Origin of the sequence: Bradyrhizobium sp. Mp19 (assembly GCF_029952935.1) — a bacterium.
Classification (GTDB): domain Bacteria; phylum Pseudomonadota; class Alphaproteobacteria; order Rhizobiales; family Xanthobacteraceae; genus Bradyrhizobium; species Bradyrhizobium elkanii.
On the sequence record NZ_JASAUT010000025.1, the window covers coordinates 59,595 to 77,387 of the forward strand.

At 65.3% G+C, this 17,793-nt stretch carries 15 protein-coding genes and 1 tRNA gene; 5 read left to right on the forward strand and 11 right to left on the reverse strand.

What is annotated here, in order from left to right; translation table 11 throughout:
- Window positions 1–2 precede the first annotated feature (2 nt).
- On the reverse strand, window positions 3–800 hold the full coding sequence (locus QJT82_RS25305) for an enoyl-CoA hydratase-related protein (protein WP_028341833.1): 798 nt from the start codon (window positions 798–800) through the stop codon (window positions 3–5).
- A 179-nt stretch (window positions 801–979) separates the two neighbouring features.
- On the opposite strand from QJT82_RS25305, the gene QJT82_RS25310 reads away from it, so the two are divergent.
- Both QJT82_RS25310 and QJT82_RS25315 read left to right on the forward strand, forming a co-directional pair.
- Entirely contained in the window at window positions 980–1,954 is a 975-nt protein-coding gene (locus tag QJT82_RS25310) for a ketopantoate reductase family protein (RefSeq protein WP_028341834.1), read from the forward strand.
- Between the two features lie 40 nt (window positions 1,955–1,994).
- Window positions 1,995–2,777, forward strand: coding sequence for an SDR family oxidoreductase (locus QJT82_RS25315; RefSeq protein ID WP_028341835.1), 783 nt, complete (start codon window positions 1,995–1,997; stop codon window positions 2,775–2,777).
- Here the strand turns inward: QJT82_RS25315 and QJT82_RS25320 are convergent.
- Together QJT82_RS25320 and QJT82_RS25325 are read right to left on the reverse strand one after the other, a co-directional pair.
- Complete coding sequence (locus QJT82_RS25320; RefSeq protein WP_028341836.1) at window positions 2,769–3,500, reverse strand: aspartate/glutamate racemase family protein; 732 nt, start codon at window positions 3,498–3,500, stop codon at window positions 2,769–2,771. The genes QJT82_RS25315 and QJT82_RS25320 overlap by 9 nt on opposite strands.
- 10 nt (window positions 3,501–3,510) lie before the next feature.
- Window positions 3,511–4,191: an alpha/beta family hydrolase gene (locus tag QJT82_RS25325; protein ID WP_028341837.1), complete on the reverse strand. Its 681-nt coding sequence runs from the start codon at window positions 4,189–4,191 to the stop codon at window positions 3,511–3,513.
- Window positions 4,192–4,454: 263 nt separating this feature from the next.
- On the opposite strand from QJT82_RS25325, the gene QJT82_RS25330 reads away from it, so the two are divergent.
- A complete protein-coding gene (locus tag QJT82_RS25330) occupies window positions 4,455–6,290 on the forward strand; it encodes a di-heme-cytochrome C peroxidase (protein ID WP_028341838.1) in 1,836 nt (611 codons plus the stop codon).
- Window positions 6,291–6,562: 272 nt separating this feature from the next.
- Here the strand turns inward: QJT82_RS25330 and QJT82_RS25335 are convergent, their stop codons facing one another.
- Window positions 6,563–8,098 (reverse strand): aspartate ammonia-lyase, encoded by a 1,536-nt coding sequence (locus QJT82_RS25335; protein WP_080686802.1) that lies wholly within the window; start codon window positions 8,096–8,098, stop codon window positions 6,563–6,565.
- 322 nt (window positions 8,099–8,420) lie between these two features.
- On the opposite strand from QJT82_RS25335, the gene QJT82_RS25340 reads away from it, so the two are divergent.
- Window positions 8,421–9,134: a hypothetical protein gene (locus tag QJT82_RS25340; protein WP_028341840.1), complete on the forward strand. Its 714-nt coding sequence runs from the start codon at window positions 8,421–8,423 to the stop codon at window positions 9,132–9,134.
- 1,010 nt (window positions 9,135–10,144) lie between these two features.
- On the opposite strand, the gene QJT82_RS25345 is transcribed toward QJT82_RS25340, so the two are convergent.
- The 7 genes from QJT82_RS25345 to QJT82_RS25375 all read right to left on the reverse strand — a co-directional run bounded on the left by QJT82_RS25345 (window position 10,145) and on the right by QJT82_RS25375 (window position 16,919).
- Window positions 10,145–10,918, reverse strand: a complete 774-nt coding sequence (locus QJT82_RS25345; protein WP_264641738.1) for a tetratricopeptide repeat protein — start codon at window positions 10,916–10,918, stop codon at window positions 10,145–10,147.
- Window positions 10,919–11,006: 88 nt separating this feature from the next.
- Window positions 11,007–11,498, reverse strand: a complete 492-nt coding sequence (locus tag QJT82_RS25350; protein ID WP_028341842.1) for a hypothetical protein — start codon at window positions 11,496–11,498, stop codon at window positions 11,007–11,009.
- Complete coding sequence (locus tag QJT82_RS25355) at window positions 11,498–12,244, reverse strand: SDR family oxidoreductase (protein ID WP_028341843.1); 747 nt, start codon at window positions 12,242–12,244, stop codon at window positions 11,498–11,500. Before QJT82_RS25355 ends, QJT82_RS25350 begins: the two co-directional genes overlap by 1 nt.
- Window positions 12,244–13,599, reverse strand: coding sequence for an FAD-binding oxidoreductase (locus QJT82_RS25360; protein WP_035631916.1), 1,356 nt, complete (start codon window positions 13,597–13,599; stop codon window positions 12,244–12,246). Before QJT82_RS25360 ends, QJT82_RS25355 begins: the two co-directional genes overlap by 1 nt.
- A gap of 32 nt (window positions 13,600–13,631) precedes the next feature.
- Window positions 13,632–15,062: a UbiA family prenyltransferase gene (locus QJT82_RS25365; protein ID WP_028341845.1), complete on the reverse strand. Its 1,431-nt coding sequence runs from the start codon at window positions 15,060–15,062 to the stop codon at window positions 13,632–13,634.
- Window positions 15,063–15,220: 158 nt separating this feature from the next.
- Window positions 15,221–15,297 (reverse strand) — tRNA-Arg (locus QJT82_RS25370).
- 119 nt (window positions 15,298–15,416) lie between these two features.
- Window positions 15,417–16,919: an NAD(P)/FAD-dependent oxidoreductase gene (locus QJT82_RS25375; protein ID WP_259245048.1), complete on the reverse strand. Its 1,503-nt coding sequence runs from the start codon at window positions 16,917–16,919 to the stop codon at window positions 15,417–15,419.
- Between the two features lie 86 nt (window positions 16,920–17,005).
- Here QJT82_RS25375 and QJT82_RS25380 point away from each other — a divergent pair, with 86 nt between their 5' ends.
- Window positions 17,006–17,653 carry a TetR/AcrR family transcriptional regulator gene (locus QJT82_RS25380; RefSeq protein ID WP_063607094.1) on the forward strand — a complete coding sequence of 216 codons (648 nt, stop codon included), beginning with the start codon at window positions 17,006–17,008 and terminating at the stop codon, window positions 17,651–17,653.
- Window positions 17,654–17,793 lie beyond the last annotated feature (140 nt).

A 17,793-nucleotide genomic window follows, 5' to 3' on the forward strand; every position in this document is an offset into this window, starting at 1 on the left:
GCTTACGCGCCGCCGCCCCAGCGGCCCGCGCGCTTCTCGGCGAAGGAGGCAAGCCCTTCAGCAGCTTCCGCGGTCTGCCGCTTGGCCGAATGCAGATGAACGAGGCGCTTGTAGGCCCCATCGTCCACCGCCATGCCGCCGAACGAGCTTTCCATCGCGAGCTTCTTTGTCTCGGCCATCGCATCCGGCGCATTGCCGAGCAGCTGCTCGACGACCTTGGCGCCGGCACTGTCGAGATCGGCTGATGGCACCACCTCATGGACGAGGCCGATGCGGCAGGCATCCTCGGCGCCGAACCGTTCGCCGGTCAGCGCATAGCGGCGCACCTGGCGGACGCCGATCGCGTCGCAGAGCTGCGGGATGATGATCGCCGCGGTCAGGCCCCAGCGCACCTCGGTGATCGAGAACAGCGCATTGTCGGCCGCGATCACGATATCGCAGGCCGAGATCACGCCGGTGCCGCCGCCGAAGCAGCCGCCCTGCACCAGCGCCACGGTCGGGACCGGCAGCGTGTTGAGGCGCTGCACCGCCTCGAAGGTGGCGCGCGATGCCGCCTCGTTCTCCTCGAACGATTTCGGCCGTACGCCGTTGATCCATTTCAGGTCGGCGCCGGCCTGGAAATGCTTGCCGTTGCCCTTCAGCACGACGACGCGCACCGGTTTGGTCGAGAGATCGTCGATCGCGGCCAGCACGCCTGCGATCAGCGCGCCGTCATAGGCATTGTTGACCTCGGGACGATTCAGCGTGACGGTCGCGACCCCGCGCGCATCGAGGCTCCACAGGACTGGGCTGGCCGACATGACGTTGCTCCCTCGTTCGGCATTGCTGTTGTCTTGTACCAGCCTTGCACTATGGCGAGTGCAGATGCCCTGATCCATCACTTTCGAGCGCGCGCGACCGCGCCACGCGCATGACGGGTTGCGCGATGCCCCGCGCTTGTGGAAACTGACGGGACACGCTGCGGAGAATTGTTCCACTCATGCGTATTTGCATTTTCGGCGCGGGCGCCGTCGGCAGCCACTTCGCGGTCCGGCTCGCGCGCGCCGGTCACGATGTGTCCTGCGTGATGCGCGGGCCGCATCTCGACGCGGTCAGGGCCAATGGACTGACGCTGAAGGTCGGCGATAGCAGCGTCACCGCGAAGGTGAAGGCCTCAGCCGACCCTGCCGATCTGGGGCCGCAAGACATCGTCATCAGCACACTGAAGGCGACCGGCATCGGCGCGCTCGCAACCGGGCTCCCGCCGCTGCTTCAGCGCGACACGTCAATCGTGTTCGCGCAGAACGGCATTCCCTGGTGGTACGATCTCGGCCTGCCGCCGCAGCATCCCGCCATCCCCGACCTCGGCTTCCTCGATCCCGGCGGGCATTTGCGCAGCGTCATCCAGAACGAGCGGATCATCGGCGGCGTGATTTTCTCCTCCAACGAGGTGGTCGCGCCCGGCGTCGTCGCGAACCTGTCGCCGGACCGCAACCGCCTCCTGATCGGTGAATGCGACGATCGGCAGAGCGAGCGCATCGCCCGCCTGCGCGCGGCGCTCAGCGACGCCGCGATCGAATCGCCCGAGGTCAAGGAGATCCGCGAGACGATCTGGTCGAAGCTATTGACCAACATGTCGATGTCGGTGCTCTGCCTGTTGACCGGGCTGACCGCGCGCGGCGTCCGCGACGATCCTGACATGCAGGACGTGATCCCGCGCCTGCTCGACGAAGCCAATGCGGTGGCGACACGCTATATCCCCGCCGTCAAGCGCGTCACCCGCAGCGGGCCGGCGCCGGACCACAAGCCATCGATCCTGCAGGATTACGAACTCGGGCGCGCCATGGAGATCGATGTGCTGGTGCGCGCACCGGCGGCATTTGCCCGCGCAGCCGACATTTCGACCCCGATGCTCGACCTGATGGCCGCGCTCGCAATCCAGAAGGCGCGTGACAAGGGCCTGTATCAGGGCTGACAATCCGACCCACCACGATAACAAGCAGGGACATCGAACCATGCAAGTCAAGGACAAGGTCTGCGTCGTCACCGGCGGCGCGAGCGGGATCGGCGAAGCGGTGGCGCGGGCCTATGCGGACGCCGGTGCGCGCGGCGTCGTGGTCGCCGATCTCAAGACCTCGCGCGACAGGCTCGCCAGCGTCGCCGGCGATATCGACGGTCTGGCGGTCACCGCCGATGTCGGGCTCGAGGAGGACATCAAGGCGTTGATCGCCGCGGCCGAGGACAAATATGGCCCGGTCGACGTGTTCTTCTCCAATGCCGGGCTGTCGCGCAAGGGACAAGAAACCGCGTCCGATGCCGACTGGGATGTGAGCTGGCGCGTGCATGTGATGAGCCACGTGTTCGCGGCGCGCGCGCTGGTGCCCGGCATGCTCGCGCGCGGCTCCGGCTATCTCATCAACACTGCATCCGCCGCGGGGCTGTTGGCCTCGCTGAACTCGATGCCATACGGCGTGACCAAGAACGCCGCGGTCGCGCTCGCCGAACACCTCGCCATCCAGTATGGCGATCGCGGCATCCGCGTCTCCGTGCTCTGTCCGCAATCGGTGCAGACGGGGATGACCACGCCGGGCCCGAGTGCCGCGCGCGTTGACGGCGTGCTGCAGCCGGGCGAGGTCGCGCGCATGGTGATCGAGGCGATGGCCGAAGAACGTTTCCTGATTCTCTCCCATCCGCAGGTGCAGGAATACATGCAGCGCAAGGCCACCAATCGCGAGCGCTGGCTGTCCGGCATGCGCCGCCTGCGCGACCGGATCTATGGCGGGGTTGCGTCAACCTGACGGCGGCGCAAATTTCTCCAGCAGGCCGGAATAGGCTTTGGCCGCGGGCGACGCGTAAGCACCGCGGCGCGACGTCGTGAGCTTGAGGCCGGCAAGCGCCTCCGCCTGCTTCACCGCGGCGGCCACGCCGTCGACCACAGGCGCGCCGAACTGCACCGACAGCTCATGGGCAAGATCGGCCATGCCGGCGCAGCCGAGCACGATGGCGTCCGCACCCTTATCCAGCGCGCGGGCGACCTCAGCCTCCAGCCTCGGTCTGGCGCCCGAGCCCGGCTTCTCGAGATCGAGCACCGCGACATCGCAGGCGGTGACCACCGCGCGGTCGGTAAAGCCGTAGCGGCGGACCAGTTCCTCCAGCGGGACGATCGAGCGCGGCAGCGTGGTGACGATGCCGATGCGCTTGGCGATCTGCCCGGCGGTGACCAGCGCCGCCTCGCAGATGCCGACCACCGGATAGCGCGCCGCCGACCGCGCGGCATCGAGCCCGGTATCGTCGAAGCAGGCGATGATGCCGGCATCGGCATCGGGCGTCTTCAGCAGCGCCTCGATCAGCCCGGGAACGGCGAAGGCCTCGTCATAGAAGCCTTCGATCGAGGCCGGTCCCATCGCAGATGTGACGGCGACGATCTCGGTGCTAGGTGCGGCCACCGCCCGCGCGGCGGTCGCGACGGTCGCGGTCATCGACGCGGTGGTGTTGGGATTGACGATCAGGATCCTGGTCATGTGTTTCGACTCACGAATGCTTCGCCGCCCAGCCCGCGAAGGCATCGAGCACCTCGGCCATCACCTCGTGGTCGTCGCGGCCGGAGCGCTTGAGGACATGGAAGGAGTGATCGGCCTCCTGCACCAGATGCAGCGTCGCACGCGCCCCCAATCCCTTCACCACGGGCTCGAGCAGATCGAGCTCGGCCAGCGCATCGCGCGTGCCCTGCAGGAACAGCATCGGGACCTTGACCTCGGCGAGATGCTTGGCCCGCTCGCTCGACGCCCTGCCGGCGGGATGCAGCGGAAAGCCGAGGAACACCAGTCCGCGCACGCCGGCGAGCGGCGCCCTGGCCTGCGCCTGCGAGGTCATGCGTCCGCCGAACGACTTGCCGCCGGCGAACAGCGGCAGTTCGCCGCAATGACGCACGGCTTCCGCCACCGCGGCGCGCACCGTTGCCTGCGCGACGGCGGGCGGATCGGGCCGCTTGCTGCCCTTCTCCATGTAGGGAAACTGATAGCGCAATGTCGCGATGCCGCGCTCCGCCAGGCCCTCCGCGATCACGGCCATCGACGGATGCGTCATGCCGGCGCCGGCGCCATGGGCAAACACATAGGCGCTACGGGCCTGCGCCGGCCGCAGCAGCAGCGCGGACACCGTGCTGTCGTCCGAGACAGTGATCGAAAGCTGTTGTGCAGCTGACGCGTTCAAGATGACATCTCGAAGAATTGTTGCTCCGTTACTTCTAGTCGCAGGCCTCGATGCGCGCAAATGCCGCCGCAACCGGCACGCCGCAAGTGAACTGGCTCACAGCCAGCCAACGTTTCCTTTGCAACATTTCCGTTGTTAGACCAAGCGCCGCCACTGTAGGATGGCGCACACCGTATCACACGCTTAACGCGAACTCGTTTTTCGGCGAACTTTAACATCTCGTCCATATGAGGCGCGGGTACCGCGAATTGGGGGAACGGGGCATGCCTCGCAAGACGATATTCGTCATCGGACTGTTGATTGTCGCCGGCGTCCTCTATTTCAAGGACGATATCGAGACGGTCGCGAGCGGCTTCCGCGTCAAGGTCGTCGACTACCAGCCGCCGGCAAAGACCGTGTGGCTGGATCAGAATGTCAGCGCGGAGCGGCTGCGCTGGTTCTACCACGCCGACCAGGGCACGCGAACCTTCGGCATTCCCCATGAATGGTTCATGGCGCTGGAGCAGCCGACGGTCTGGCCGCTGCTCACCGCGGCGCCACGACTCAGCGAGACCAATTATCTCGGCCGCTTCGGCTTTATTCCCGACACGGTGATTCCGGGCAAACCCGATGCGCTGCCGATCGGCTTCGCGCAGGGCGGCCCGATGGCCGATGCCAACGGCGCGCCCTGGCGCAACCCGCACAGCAAGGCCGACATGACCGGCGTCGGCCTCACCTGCGCCGCCTGCCACACCGGCAGCTTCAGCTATCGCGGCACCGAGATCGTGATCGACGGCGGGCCGGCCAACACCAATCTGTTCGAATTCCAGAAGAGCGTCGGCGTCTCGCTGCTGCTGACGCGGTTCTGGCCGGGCCGCTTCGCGCGCTTTGCCGACGAGATCCTCGGCAAGGATGCCAGCCTCGACGAACGCATGGCGCTGCGCGGCCAGCTCGACCTCGTGCTGAAGCAATACGCCAACATCAATTCGCTGGAGAACAAGGTCGCCGCCAACAGCGTCGAGGAAGGCTATGCGCGGCTCGACGCGCTGAACCGGATCGGCAACCAGGTGTTCTCGATCGACCTGAACAACCCGAACAACTACGCCTCGCATTCGGCGCCGGTGCATTTCCCGCGAATCTGGAACGCGCCGTGGTTCAGCTGGGTGCAATATGACGGCTCGATCATGCAGCCGATGGTACGCAACGCCGGCGAGGCGCTCGGCGTCAGCGCCGAGCTCAACCTGCTCGACGAATCCAAGGGACTTTACAAATCGAGCGCGCGGATCGACGTGTTGCACGAGATGGAGCGGATGATCGCCGGCGAGCCGCCCAGCGAGGACAAGGGCTTTGGCGGACTTGCGTCGCCGAAATGGCCGGAGACCATCCTGCCGCCAATCAACATGGATCTCGCGAAGAAGGGCGGCGAGCTCTACAAGACGCGTTGCCAGGGCTGCCACGGCCCGGCGATCGACAGCAAGGCGCTGCCCGCGAGCGAAGCCTTTGCGCTGTTCAAGGACAAGAAGCGCTGGATCAAGAACGAGGCCGGCCAGCCGCTGCTCGATGTCGAGATGATTCCGATCAGCCATATCGGCACCGACAGCGCGCAAGCCGAGGGCCTCGCGCACCGCACCGTCGAAACGCCGGCCAATCTGAACATCAAGGACGGCAGTTTCGGTCCGGCGCTGGGCGATCTCGTCGAGAAGACCGTCGATTATTGGTACGACCAGAACAAGACCCCGCCGGAAGATCGCAAGCGCATCAACGGCTACCGGCCGAACGAGATCCAGGCGCCGCTCGCCTACAAGGTCCGGCCGCTCAACGGAATCTGGGCGACCCCGCCCTATCTGCACAACGGCTCGGTCCCGACCATCTACGCACTGCTGTCGCCGGTGAAGGACCGTCCGGCAACCTTCTATCTCGGCAGCCGGGAGTATGATCCGAAGGATCTCGGCTATGTCTGGAAGGACAAGATCAGGAACGCCTTCCTGCTCGACACCACCAAGCGCGGCAACAGCAATTCCGGCCACGAATTCTCCAACGAGAAGCGCACCGGCGTGATCGGGGCGGAGCTGAAGGAAGACGAGCGCCGCGCCCTGATCGAGTTCATCAAGACGCTGTAGGCCCCGAACGGGCTGCGCCCCCTCTCCCGCGAGCGGGCAGGGCTATCGCATATGCCCCTTGGCGACCGCGCAAGTGCTTGGCCTCGTGGTTCGAGACGCGCCGCAAGCGGCGCTCCTCACCATGAGGGTCTACTATTGTGCCGCAAAACAAGACCTCATCCTGAGGAGCCCGCCGAAGGCGGGCGTCGCGAAGGATGGCCACGAGGGCACCGCCACGATATGCGATAGCCCTGCGCTTGCGGGGGAGGGAGCGCAATTGCTGCGCCTCGCCCTCAACTCTTCGGCACCGGCTGCCGGCGCGCCGGGCGGGTCATGGCCTCGAGCTCGAGGAGCTGGTTGAGCTGCGCCTCGGTCAGAAGCTTTTCCTCCAGCACGATGTCGGCGACCGAGCGGTTCTCCTTGAGCGCACGGCGCGCCACGCGCGATGAGGCCTCGTAGCCGAGCGACGGCGCCAGCGCCGTGATCAGGCCGATCGAGCCCTGCACCAGGCTCCGGCAGCGCTCGCGATCGGCCTCGATGCCGTCGACGCAACGCTTGGTCAGCGTATCGACCGCCGCCGTCAGCATGCGCAGCGAGCTCAAGACGCAATAGCCGATGGTCGGCTCGAACGCGTTGAGCTGCAATTGGCCACCCTCGGCGCACATCGTCACCGTAAGGTCGTGCCCGATCACCAGGAAGGCCACCTGATTGACCACCTCGGGAATGACAGGATTGACCTTGCCGGGCATGATCGACGAGCCGGCCTGCACGGCTGGCAGGCGGATTTCGCCGATGCCGGTGCGCGGCCCCGACGACAACAGCCGCAGGTCGTTGCAGATCTTGGACAGCTTGACCGCGACGCGCTTGAGCACGCCGGAGAACAGCACGAAGGCGCCGAGATCGGACGTCGCCTCGATCAGATTGGAGGCCAGCACCATCGGCTGGCCGGACAGCCGCGACAGCTCCTCGACCGCGAGCGCCGCATAGCGCGGATCGGCATTGATGCCGGTACCGATCGCGGTGGCGCCGAGATTGACCTCGCGGAACAGCGCGGAAATCTCGTTCAGGCGCGCGACGTCCTCCTTCACGGTCACGTGGAAGGCATCGAATTCCTGGCCGAGCGTCATCGGCACCGCATCCTGAAGCTGGGTCCGCCCCATCTTCAACACGTCGGCGAACTCCACCGCCTTGCCCTTGAGCGAGTAGGCGAGATCGTCCAGCGCGCGCACCAGCGGCTGGGTAGCGAAGATCACCGCGAGCCGCAGCGCGGTCGGATAGGCGTCGTTGGTCGACTGCGCCATGTTGACGTCGTCGTTCGGATGCAGCGCGTGATAATCGCCGGGCTTGCGCCCCATCAGCCGCAGCGCGACGTTGGCGATCACCTCATTGGCGTTCATGTTGGTCGACGTGCCGGCGCCGCCCTGGATCGCGTCGACGACGAAGGATTCGGCATAGACCTTTTCGGTCGCAATCTGGGTGCAGGCGGCTTCGATCGCATCCGCCTTCTCGGGTGCAAGGTAGCCGAGCCGCTTGTTGGCGCGCGCGGCGGCCTGCTTCACCAGCGCCAGCGCGCGGACGAATTCCGGGAAGTGCCCGACCGGCACGCCGGTGATCGGAAAGTTCATCACCGCGCGCTTGGTGTGAATGCCCCACAGCGCATTGGCCGGCACGTCGTCCTCGCCGAGCAGATCGTGCTCGGTGCGGGACTGCGCCTGCTCGATCGGCACGGTGCGGACGGTCGCGACCGCGAGCTCGCTGGGGCCGCCGCTCTCGCCGGAGGCGGACGCGGCAGCTGCAGTGTTGGCGGTCTCAACCTTCGATTCGGTCATCGGTACCTCCGTTACGTCTCGCAGATCTTGTCGTCAGCGACGCCGACGATGATGCGCCGGGCGGGCGTCGAAAGCCAATGCCTATCGGCAGTGTCTTGCACACCGGTGAGCGGCAAGACGCGGAAAAGCGGCATTGGGGCGCGCCGAACCGGGAGATTAAGGGCTTTGCCTTATCCGTCATGATAACAACAACTTATAGCTCGATATCGTGGCTCGCTTGGCGACCGATGCGGCTGCTTTCTCCGCCCCGTCGTCGCGTGCTAGACGAGCATCGACTGGCGCAAGGGCGCCGCCGACACTGAACGAACCAAGGGCCAAAGCCGTGTCCAACAACAACGAAGCGATCACCATCAAATTCCGCTGCCCGGCGGAGCTCGAGGGCAAGATTCCGCCGCCGGTGCCTGCATCATTGGGTCTTCCCGGATGGCTCAAGGCGATGCCGACGCAGGCCTTCAATACGATGAGCAATCGCGAAGAGGATACCGTCAAGCGCTGCCCGCCATTCGTCGATGCGATGACATCGGGTTTCCTGTTGCCGCTGGTCTGCGATCTCAAGGTCGAGAATGGCGCGATCACCTGGGACAACGACCTTCCGGCCGGCGGCGCGCTCGAATTCCCGCGCTCACCAGTCGGATTCCACGACGAAAGCCAGGTGGTCGGCTCGCCGCTGTTCGAGCCCGACCGCTTCGTCATCAAGTTCATCAATCTGTGGACCATCGAGGCGCCGCCGGGCTATTCGCTGTTCTTCACGCATCCGGTCAACCGGTTCGACCTGCCGTTCACCACGCTGACCGGCATGGTCGATTGCGATCTGTTTCACGACAGCTGGGTTCATTTCCCGGCACGCTGGCACGACACCAGTTTCAACGGCGTATTGCCCAAGGGCACGCCGGTTGCGCAATGCTTCCCGGTCAAGCGCGAGAACTGGGTCGCGCAGACCGCGGCGATGACGCCGGACGAAACATCGCGCGCGCAGGAACTGACCAACAGGATGGCCCGCGAGTCCGGACTCTATCGGCGCCAATTCCGGACGTAGAGCGGGCGCGCGAAACCGCGTTGCGGGCGATGACGGGCGTTGGTGGGGAGAAGATTCCCCCCACTTGTCGTCCCAGCGAAAGCAGGGACCCATACGCCGCGGCGGGTGTTGTGAGCGGGACTCGTCGTTCTGGCATCGCTCAACAATGACCATTGGTGGTTATGGGTCCCTGCTTTCGCAGGGACGACACTGAACTTGTGGCGCGATCGCGAGCAGGTTCGGTGTCATCACCCGCGCATGCAGATGATCGAGTATTCCAGAGACGCTTGTGCTTGAACGCAGAGGCTTATCCCGGCTGTCGTCCCTGCGAAAGCAGGGACCCATACGCCGCAGCGGGTGTTGTGAACAGGACTCGTCGTTCTGGCATCGCTCAACAATGACCATCGGTGGTTATGGGTCCCTGCTTTCGCAGGGACGACACTGAACTTGTGGCGCGATCGCGAGCAGGTTCGGTGTCATCACCGCGCATGTGGGTGATCCAGTATTCCAGAGACGCTTGTGCTTGAGCCGAGTGGCCGCGGCTTATCCTGGCTGTCGTCCCAGCGAAAGCAGGGACCCATACGCCGCGGCGGGTGTTGTGAACAGGACTCGTCGTTCCGGCATCGCTCAACAATGACCATTGGTGGTTATGGGTCCCTGCTTTCGCAGGGACGACACTGAGTTTGTGGCGCGATCCTGAGCCAGTTCGGTGTCATCACCCGCGCATGCAGATGATCGAGTATCCAGAGACGCTTGTGCTTGAACGCAGAGGCCGTGGCTTATCCCGGCTGTCGTCCCGGCGAAAGCCGGGACCCATACGCCGCAGCGGGTGTTGTGAGCGGGACTCGTCGTTCCAACGTCGCGGAACAAGCAGCATTTGTGGTTATGGGTCCCGGCCTTCGCCGGGACGACGGTGCACCAGCGGCTGGACCGCCTAGCGCTTCTGTTCTCATTGTATCAGAACCGAAGCTCTGGATTCTAGTTTGACGTGCTTTCCTGGCGCGAACTGGTGTCCGCTTCGCTCGAAAACGCTAGCTCAGGAATTCCGCAAAGGCGCTGCGACGGAAGAAGAAGCGGCCGTGCGATGACATGATCAGCGCGGCGGTCGTGCGGCCGATCATTTGCGGCCGGCCGCGCAACGCCAGACGCAGATTGGCCTCGCCGGCGGCGCGGTCGCCCATTTCCAAAAGACTGGCGGAGAAGCTGAGACGCATCAAGGGATCGTCGGGCCGCTGCGCCATCACCTGGCGGTAGAGATCCGCTGCGGCAGCATATTCGCCATCGAGCAGCAGCACACGCGCGAGCGCGGCCAGAACATCCGGATGTCCCGGCGCCGCATTGCGCAGCTTCTCCAGAATCTCGCGCGCCCGGCCGCGCTCATTGCGCTGGGGCAGCAGCTGCGCGAGCAGGAGCTGAAACTCGAGGCTCCCCGGCGCGAGAGCAAGCGCGCTCTCAATGACGGCAACCGCCTCGTCGATGCGACCGCCCGAGTGCAATTGCCCTGCCAACGCCTGAAATGCGGGCAGGTACGGCGGCCGCCGCGCGGTGGTTCGCCGCAGCACGTCGATCGCCTCGCTGCCGCGACCGGCGCCGCCGAGCGCTGCGCCGAGCAGGGTCTCGAGGCCGGGATCGTCGACGCGGCGCACGGCTCGCTCGAGCGGCGCGATCGCCTCCTCGTTGCGGTTCTGGATCATCAGCGCCCGCGCCAGGATCGAGGCCGCGCCGACATCGGTCCGGTTTGCCTTCAAGACCTCTGCCGCCAGCCGCTCGGCTTCGACGACCTGTCCCATCTGCAATGCGACCACGGCGCGTTGCAGGACCGGAGATGGGCTGGGCCCGCGATTGGAAGGAGGCGGCGGTTTCGGCATGCGGTCCGTCGTGAGATGGCTCTTGTCAGCCGTTATCACTGCCGCCGACGGAGCGTCCAGCGAAAGTCGCATCCGGACACCGAGATACCGTCCGGTTCCAGCCTCCACCGTCCGATTTCATGCATCCCTGCGGCTGTCGGGCGACAGGGACCAACCGCCCTCTCCCTGCAATTTTTCGACTGCTTAACCTATTCAATCTAGCTTGGGTTGCCATCACAGGGCCCGGCTTGATGCTCTCGGTCACGGCCAGCAGATAGGGCCAGATGATCGACGAGCTTGGCGACGAGACCTCGGACGCATTGACGCCATAGCCGCCGGACCGAATGTGATCGGCAACGGCGAGGTGGATGTAGGGATCGTCGAGGGTGAAGATCAGCCGGCCGTCGCAGAGCGTGACGCTGAAGGTCAGGGTCGCCGCGAACAGCACGAACCACAGCGATGCCGTCACAAGCGGGACGCTCTGCCGGATCGCGCTGGATCGCGGGAACGACGCGTGGTTGGCGGCGACGCCAGGCATCAGATGCGCATCCGTTTGAAGATCGTCTCCGGCAGCGCGCAGATGATCGCCATCACCAGCCGGAAGCGGCGGGCCACATAGATCACGTCACGCGGCCTCGTCACATCGGCCCGGAAGATATCCTCCGCGACCCGATCCGGCTGCACCGTCAGGGGAGCCGGCAGCTTCATATGCGCCGTCATCCTGGTCCGCACGAATCCCGGCTTGACGGTGACGACACGGACTTTGCCCGCAAGCGCCAGGCGGTTGCGCAAGCCGGACAGGAACTGCGAGAAGCCGGCCTTGGCCGCGCCGTAGTAATAGTTCGAGGCCCGCCCGCGATCGCCGGCGACCGAGCTCACGCCGACGATGGTTCCCGAGCCGCGCGTCGCGAAGGCTTGCGCGAACAGTTCGAGCAGCAGCGCGGGCGCCTCGAAATTGGTGCGCATGATCTTCGTCGCAAGCTCGGGATCGGTCTCGGCACGCCCTTGATCGCCGAGCTCTCCGACAACGCATACGACGGTGTCAGGAAGTGTGGAAAGACCGGCGACGAAGCCGGCAAGGTGCCCTGTCTGCAGGACATCGAGCGCGACAACCGAGGTTTCGATACCGCTTCGCGTCTTGATGTCGTCCGCATTGCGCTGTGCCGCCTCGATATCGCGGGCGGCGAGCATCACGCGCCATCCCTCGCTCGCATAGCGCAGCGCGGTCGCATGCCCGATGTCCGAGCTGCCGCCAATCACCAGAATTGATTTTGTGCCGGTCATCAAATTCCAAGCCGTGCTGAAAGATGGGACACGAGACGGGTGTTCGCCCCGGTCTGCTGGCGGATGTCCCGCAAGGCCCCAAGGCCAGGATATCCGGATTCGAATGTCGCGCGGGACTGCCGCGCGTCCTTGGCGAGATAGAGCCGGCCGCCGGCATCGACCACCAGTGCATCAAGCTGGTCTAGAAACCCGAACAGCGCGTCGCTGACCGGAAAGTCCATCGTCAACGTATAGCCGCGGAGCGGAAACGACATCGGCCCGCTGCCTTCGCCAAGCTGCTTGAGCACCGCGAGAAACGACGCATCGCCGCGCCGCGACACGCGATCGAGAATTTCGGCGAGAACGCCGCGCGCGCGGTCGAGCGGGATCACGCATTGATATTGCACGAAGCCACGCCGGCCGTAGATCCTGTTCCAGTCGGCGATCGCATCGAGCGGAAAGAAATACGGGTCCCAATGGACCAGCCGCGGCTTGCCCGGATGCGCGGCGCCGCGGCGGAAGTACAGCTCGTTGAACACCCGCATCGATGCGCGATTGAGCAGCCATCCCGGAAACGGTTCCGGGACCGCGAGCAGCGACGTACGAAGCCTGGGAAACGTCTCGAGGCCGGGCCCCAGCATATCCTTGTCGCGGCGCGTGGCGTGCTCGGCGAGATAGACCAGCGACCGTCCGAGCGCCGCGCCGCGCGCGAGGCAGTCGATCCAGGCCACCGAATAGGTGGTCGATGCGCTGCTTTCCAACTGATCGATCGCCGCGTCGAGATTGCCGGCGACGCGGGTGTCCTGACGCAGCCAGGCGGTCTCGATCGGCAGCAGCCGCAGCGTCGCGTCGAGGATCATGCCCGTCAGGCCCATGCCTCCCAGCGTCGCCGCGAACAGCGCGGCGTTTTCCGATCGCGAGCAGGTGACGATCTCGCCGCCAGGTAGCGCGAGGCGGAACGAATCGACGATGGTGCCGAAGCCGCCATCGCGATGATGGTTCTTGCCGTGAACGTCGGCCGCGATCGCGCCGCCGATCGTCACGAATTTCGTGCCGGGCACGACCTTGAGGAAGAAGCCGCGCGGCTCGAAAACGGCAAGGATGTCGGCGATGGTCACGCCGGCTTCGACCGTCAATCGGGCGGTTGCGGCATCGAAGCTCCGCATCCGGTTCAGGCCACGCGACGAAATCGTCGATTGCGTTCCGATCGCGGCATCGCCGTAGGCCCGCCCGGCCCCGCGCGCGACGACGCCGGACCGCGCGAGCAGGTGGTCCCGCGCGCCTGCGGGCGTCTGCGGCGCCAGCAGTTCGGACGACGCCTTGGGATAGTTGCCCCAGCCGGACAGGCCAATGTCGCCCGGACTGGAGGTCGACATCACAGCTCCTGGTAACGCAGCCGCCGGCATCGCTAGATGGCGGCGAGCATGATGGCGCCGATCGCGCCGAGCGCGACCCAGCTGACGCGATCCCTCAGCGCAAAGATGACCGGATCGTCGTCGATCAATCCGCGCTGCGCGAACAGCATCACGCGGCCGATCCAGTACATCAATATCGGACAACCGACCCAGAGCAGTTGCGGATGGCTGTAAAGCGCGCGCACCGTATCGGACGAGATGTAGAGCGTGAAGATCACGACGGCGTTGAAACCTGACGCGGCGGCAAGGATCGCGATCATCGATTTGTCTTCGACCTGGTAGCCGCGCGCCGCCAGCACGGCGCCGTCCGGTTGGCTGGCGAGCTCGATGTAGCGCTTCACCAGCGCCAGCGACATGAAGATGAACAGCGAGAACGCAAGCAGCCATTCCGACATCGGCACGCTGATCGCGACGGCGCCGCCGATCACGCGGACGGTGTAAAGCGTGGCGAGCACGACGACGTCGACGGTCGCGATGCGCTTGAGCCAGAACGAATAGGAGGTGGTCAGCGCGAAATAGCCGAGCAGGACGCCGCCGAACTCGATCGATATCGACATTGCGATCGCAAATGCGGCGACCAGCGCCAGGGCCATCGCGCCGACGGCTTGCGATGCTGGGATGGCGCCGCTTGCGATCGGACGGTTGCGCTTGGTCGGATGCGCGCGGTCGGCCTCGACGTCGAGAAGATCGTTCAGAATGTAGGCGCCCGACGCGCAGAGTGAGAATGCGATCACGGCAAGCAGCGACGTCGCGGCCGATCCCGATGCGAATTTGTGTGCGGTTAGCAGCGGCACCAGCACAACGGCGTTCTTCGCGTATTGATGCACCCTGAACAGCTTCAGCCAGCCGCGCATACTGACGCGCATGCCGACTTGCGCGGGCGCGGGCGACTCGGATCGACCGGGGCGGGCGAGGCGCGATGCGGAATCGGGCAACACGACCGCCGCGCTGCCGATATAGTCAAAACCCTGGCGAAGCACGGGCGGCAGCTCTTTGCGCCGTGCCGCCGGCAATTGACGTTCCGGCGGGGCGGCCCAGGCGGTGAAGACGCCAAGATGCTCGGCGACCGCGCTGACGAACGGCTCGGGATGGGTTTCCGAGCAAAGGTAGACCGGGCGGCCTTCGCCCAGCACCTGCAGCAGGAACCTCACCGCGTCGTGGTCGAATTGCGCCCGGGATGGATCGAGCCCCGATGGATCTACACCATGCGTCGATCGCGCTTGCGGTCCAAGGGGAGCGGTGATCGCCGCAATGAACGCGCGAAAGCGGTCGATCAAATCGGACGCGATATCGGCCGGGACGGAGCTTCCCCGCACCATGACCTCGTCGACATCGACGACGAGCGGCCGGCCCTTTGAACGCAGCGGATCGCGAAGGGCATCGCCGCCCCCCTGCTCAACCCGTTCTGGAACGCTAGCTCGCATACGCGCGGTCTTCCGGTGCCCCCTCCCCATTGTCCCGGGCTTTCCCTAATTTGGGATGAACCTGATCTCGGGTGAACTTGGGGGAGCAAACGCCGGGCAGATCGCGCCGGAATGCATGGTGCAAAAGCCTCGCCGACAACGCGCGGCCGAGCGAAAAATGGCGATCCCGGGAAGACTCGAACTTCCGACCTACGGTTTAGGAAACCGTCGCTCTATCCGGCTGAGCTACGGGACCGCACCGCCCGCAGCGAAAGCATACGGGCGTCGCCATCCCATAGCAGAGCTGCCGGGTGATCGCCAGCCCGCGCCACAACGGACGCGCGCGAAGTTGCGCGGCGTTTGGCGCGTCGCGCGTTACGCCACCTGCCGGGCCGGATTCGAGGCGGCATCCGCGCTCGCCCGACGCGCCGGCAGAAACTCGATGGCCTCATCCTTCAGCGAGCCGAAGCGCAGCGTCACGATATCGAGCGCATAATTCTGGTAGAGCCGCCACGGCCGGCGCGAGCCCTGCTTGGGGAACCTGGCGGCGGCGCGCTGGATATAGCCCGAGGAGAAATCCACCCAGGGCAGTTCGGTGACGGTCGGATCGTTCCGCCGCGGCGTGACTTGCGCGTAGCCGTTCGCCTTCATGTGGTTGAGCATGCGGCAGACATATTCGCAGGTCAGGTCGCATTTCAGCGTCCATGACGCGTTGGTGTAGCCGAAGGCGGCGGCGAGGTTCGGCACGCCCGAGTACATCAGCCCCTTGTAGTTCATGGTCTTCGACAGATCGACACGCGCGCCGTCGACATTGATCTCGAGTCCGCCGAGCACCTGCAGATCGAGGCCGGTCGCGGTCACCACGATATCGGCGTCGAGCACATTGCCGCTCTTGAGCTTGATGCCCCCACGCGTGAAGGTCTCGATCTGGTCGGTGACGACGGAAGATCCGCCGTTGCGCAAGGATTGAAAGAGATCGCCGTTCGGCACCAGGCAGAGCCGCTGGTCCCACGGATTGTAGCGCGGCGTGAAATGGGTGGCGACGTCGTAGTCGGGGCCGAGCGCGTGACGCACGCCGCCGAGGATCAGCTTCTTCACGCGCTCGGGATCGCGCTTGCAGAGCCGGTAGAAATACATGCCGAACAGCACGTTCTTCCAGCGGGTGAGGCCGTAGGCGAGTTTCGCGGGCAGCCGCGCGCGCAGCCAGTTGGCGACCTTGTCCTCGTCCGGACGCGCCACGACATAGGTCGGCGAACGCTGCAGCATCGTGACATGGGCGGCGGTCTTGGCCATTTCCGGCACCAGCGTCACCGCGGTCGCGCCGCTGCCGATCACCACCACCTTCCTAGCCGTATAGTCGATGTCGTCGGTCCATTTCTGCGGATGGACGACGCGGCCGGCGAAATCGGCGATGCCGGGGAAGTCGGGCGTGTAGCCGTGCTCATATTTGTAGTAGCCGCTGCACATGAACAGGAAGTTGCAGGTGAAGCGCTCGATCGTCTTCTCCGGCCCGCGCTCGACCTCGACCGTCCATTGCGAGTCGGCAGATGACCAGTCGGCGCGCACGACACGGTGGTTGTAGCGGATGTTCTTGTCGATGCCGTAGACGCGCGCGGTCTCGCGCACATAGTTCAGGATCGAGGGGCCGTCGGCGATCGCCTTCGGCTCGGTCCACGGCCGGAACGAATAGCCGAGCGTGTACATATCGGAGTCGGAGCGGATGCCGGGATAGCGGAACAGGTCCCAGGTGCCGCCGATGCAGTCGCGACCTTCAAGAATGGCGTAGCTGCGGTTCGGGCAGTTGGCCTGCAAATGGTAGCCGGCGCCGATGCCCGACAGTCCCGCGCCCACGATCAACACGTCGAAATCAGCGGACATGCCCTGCCCCTCTCCCGTGGCAATATTGACAACGTATATTGTCAGATAACTTGACATCTGACAATGCCTCGTGTCAATAGGCTTTCATGGCAAGCAGCCGGAAAGCCCGCCTCTATGGCGGTATGGACGCCGAGGAACGCCGCACCGAGCGGCGGCTCAAGCTGATCGATGCGGCGATCGAGGTCTATGGCGAGGTCGGCTATCGCGGCGCCACGGTGAAGGCGATCTGCGAGGCGGCCGAGCTGACCGAGCGCTATTTCTACGAGTCCTTTGCCAACAGCGAGGCCCTGCTGATCGCCGCCTACGGTCATGTCGTCGGCCACCTGCACGAGGAAATGACCGCTGCCGCCGCAGCCGCGGGCGACGATGCCGAGATGAAGCTGCGCGCCGCCCTGATGCTGTATTTCACGCGGCTGAAGCAGCACCCGAAGCCTGCGCGGGTCTTTCTGCTGGAAATTTCCGGCATCAGTCCGGCGGTCGATGCCGTCAAGCTCGACGCCCTGCGCGTCTTCAGCGACATCCTGGTGCCGCCGACGCTCGATGCGAAGCGCGGCAAGGGCGCAGCCGCCTCGCTGCTCTCGGTCGGCATGGTCGGCGCCGTCATCTCGATCGCGCTGCGCTGGGTGTCGAAGCAATACCCGCAAGCCGTCGAGGAGGTCGTGGCGATCGCCGCCAGCTTCTGCCGTGTGGCGCTGACCGAAGCCGACCACCGTGAGGAAGGTCACTTATCGTAGCGGCCGGATCGTACCGGCGAGCCGACCCGCCGATTTTCGATCATGTTTCGCCAGTGCTTGCGGACCCGACCCCTAGCCTGTCGCTGATTTAACTTGCATATCGGGCCCCTCGGTTTTCTTATGCCCGGTACCGGGCGCAA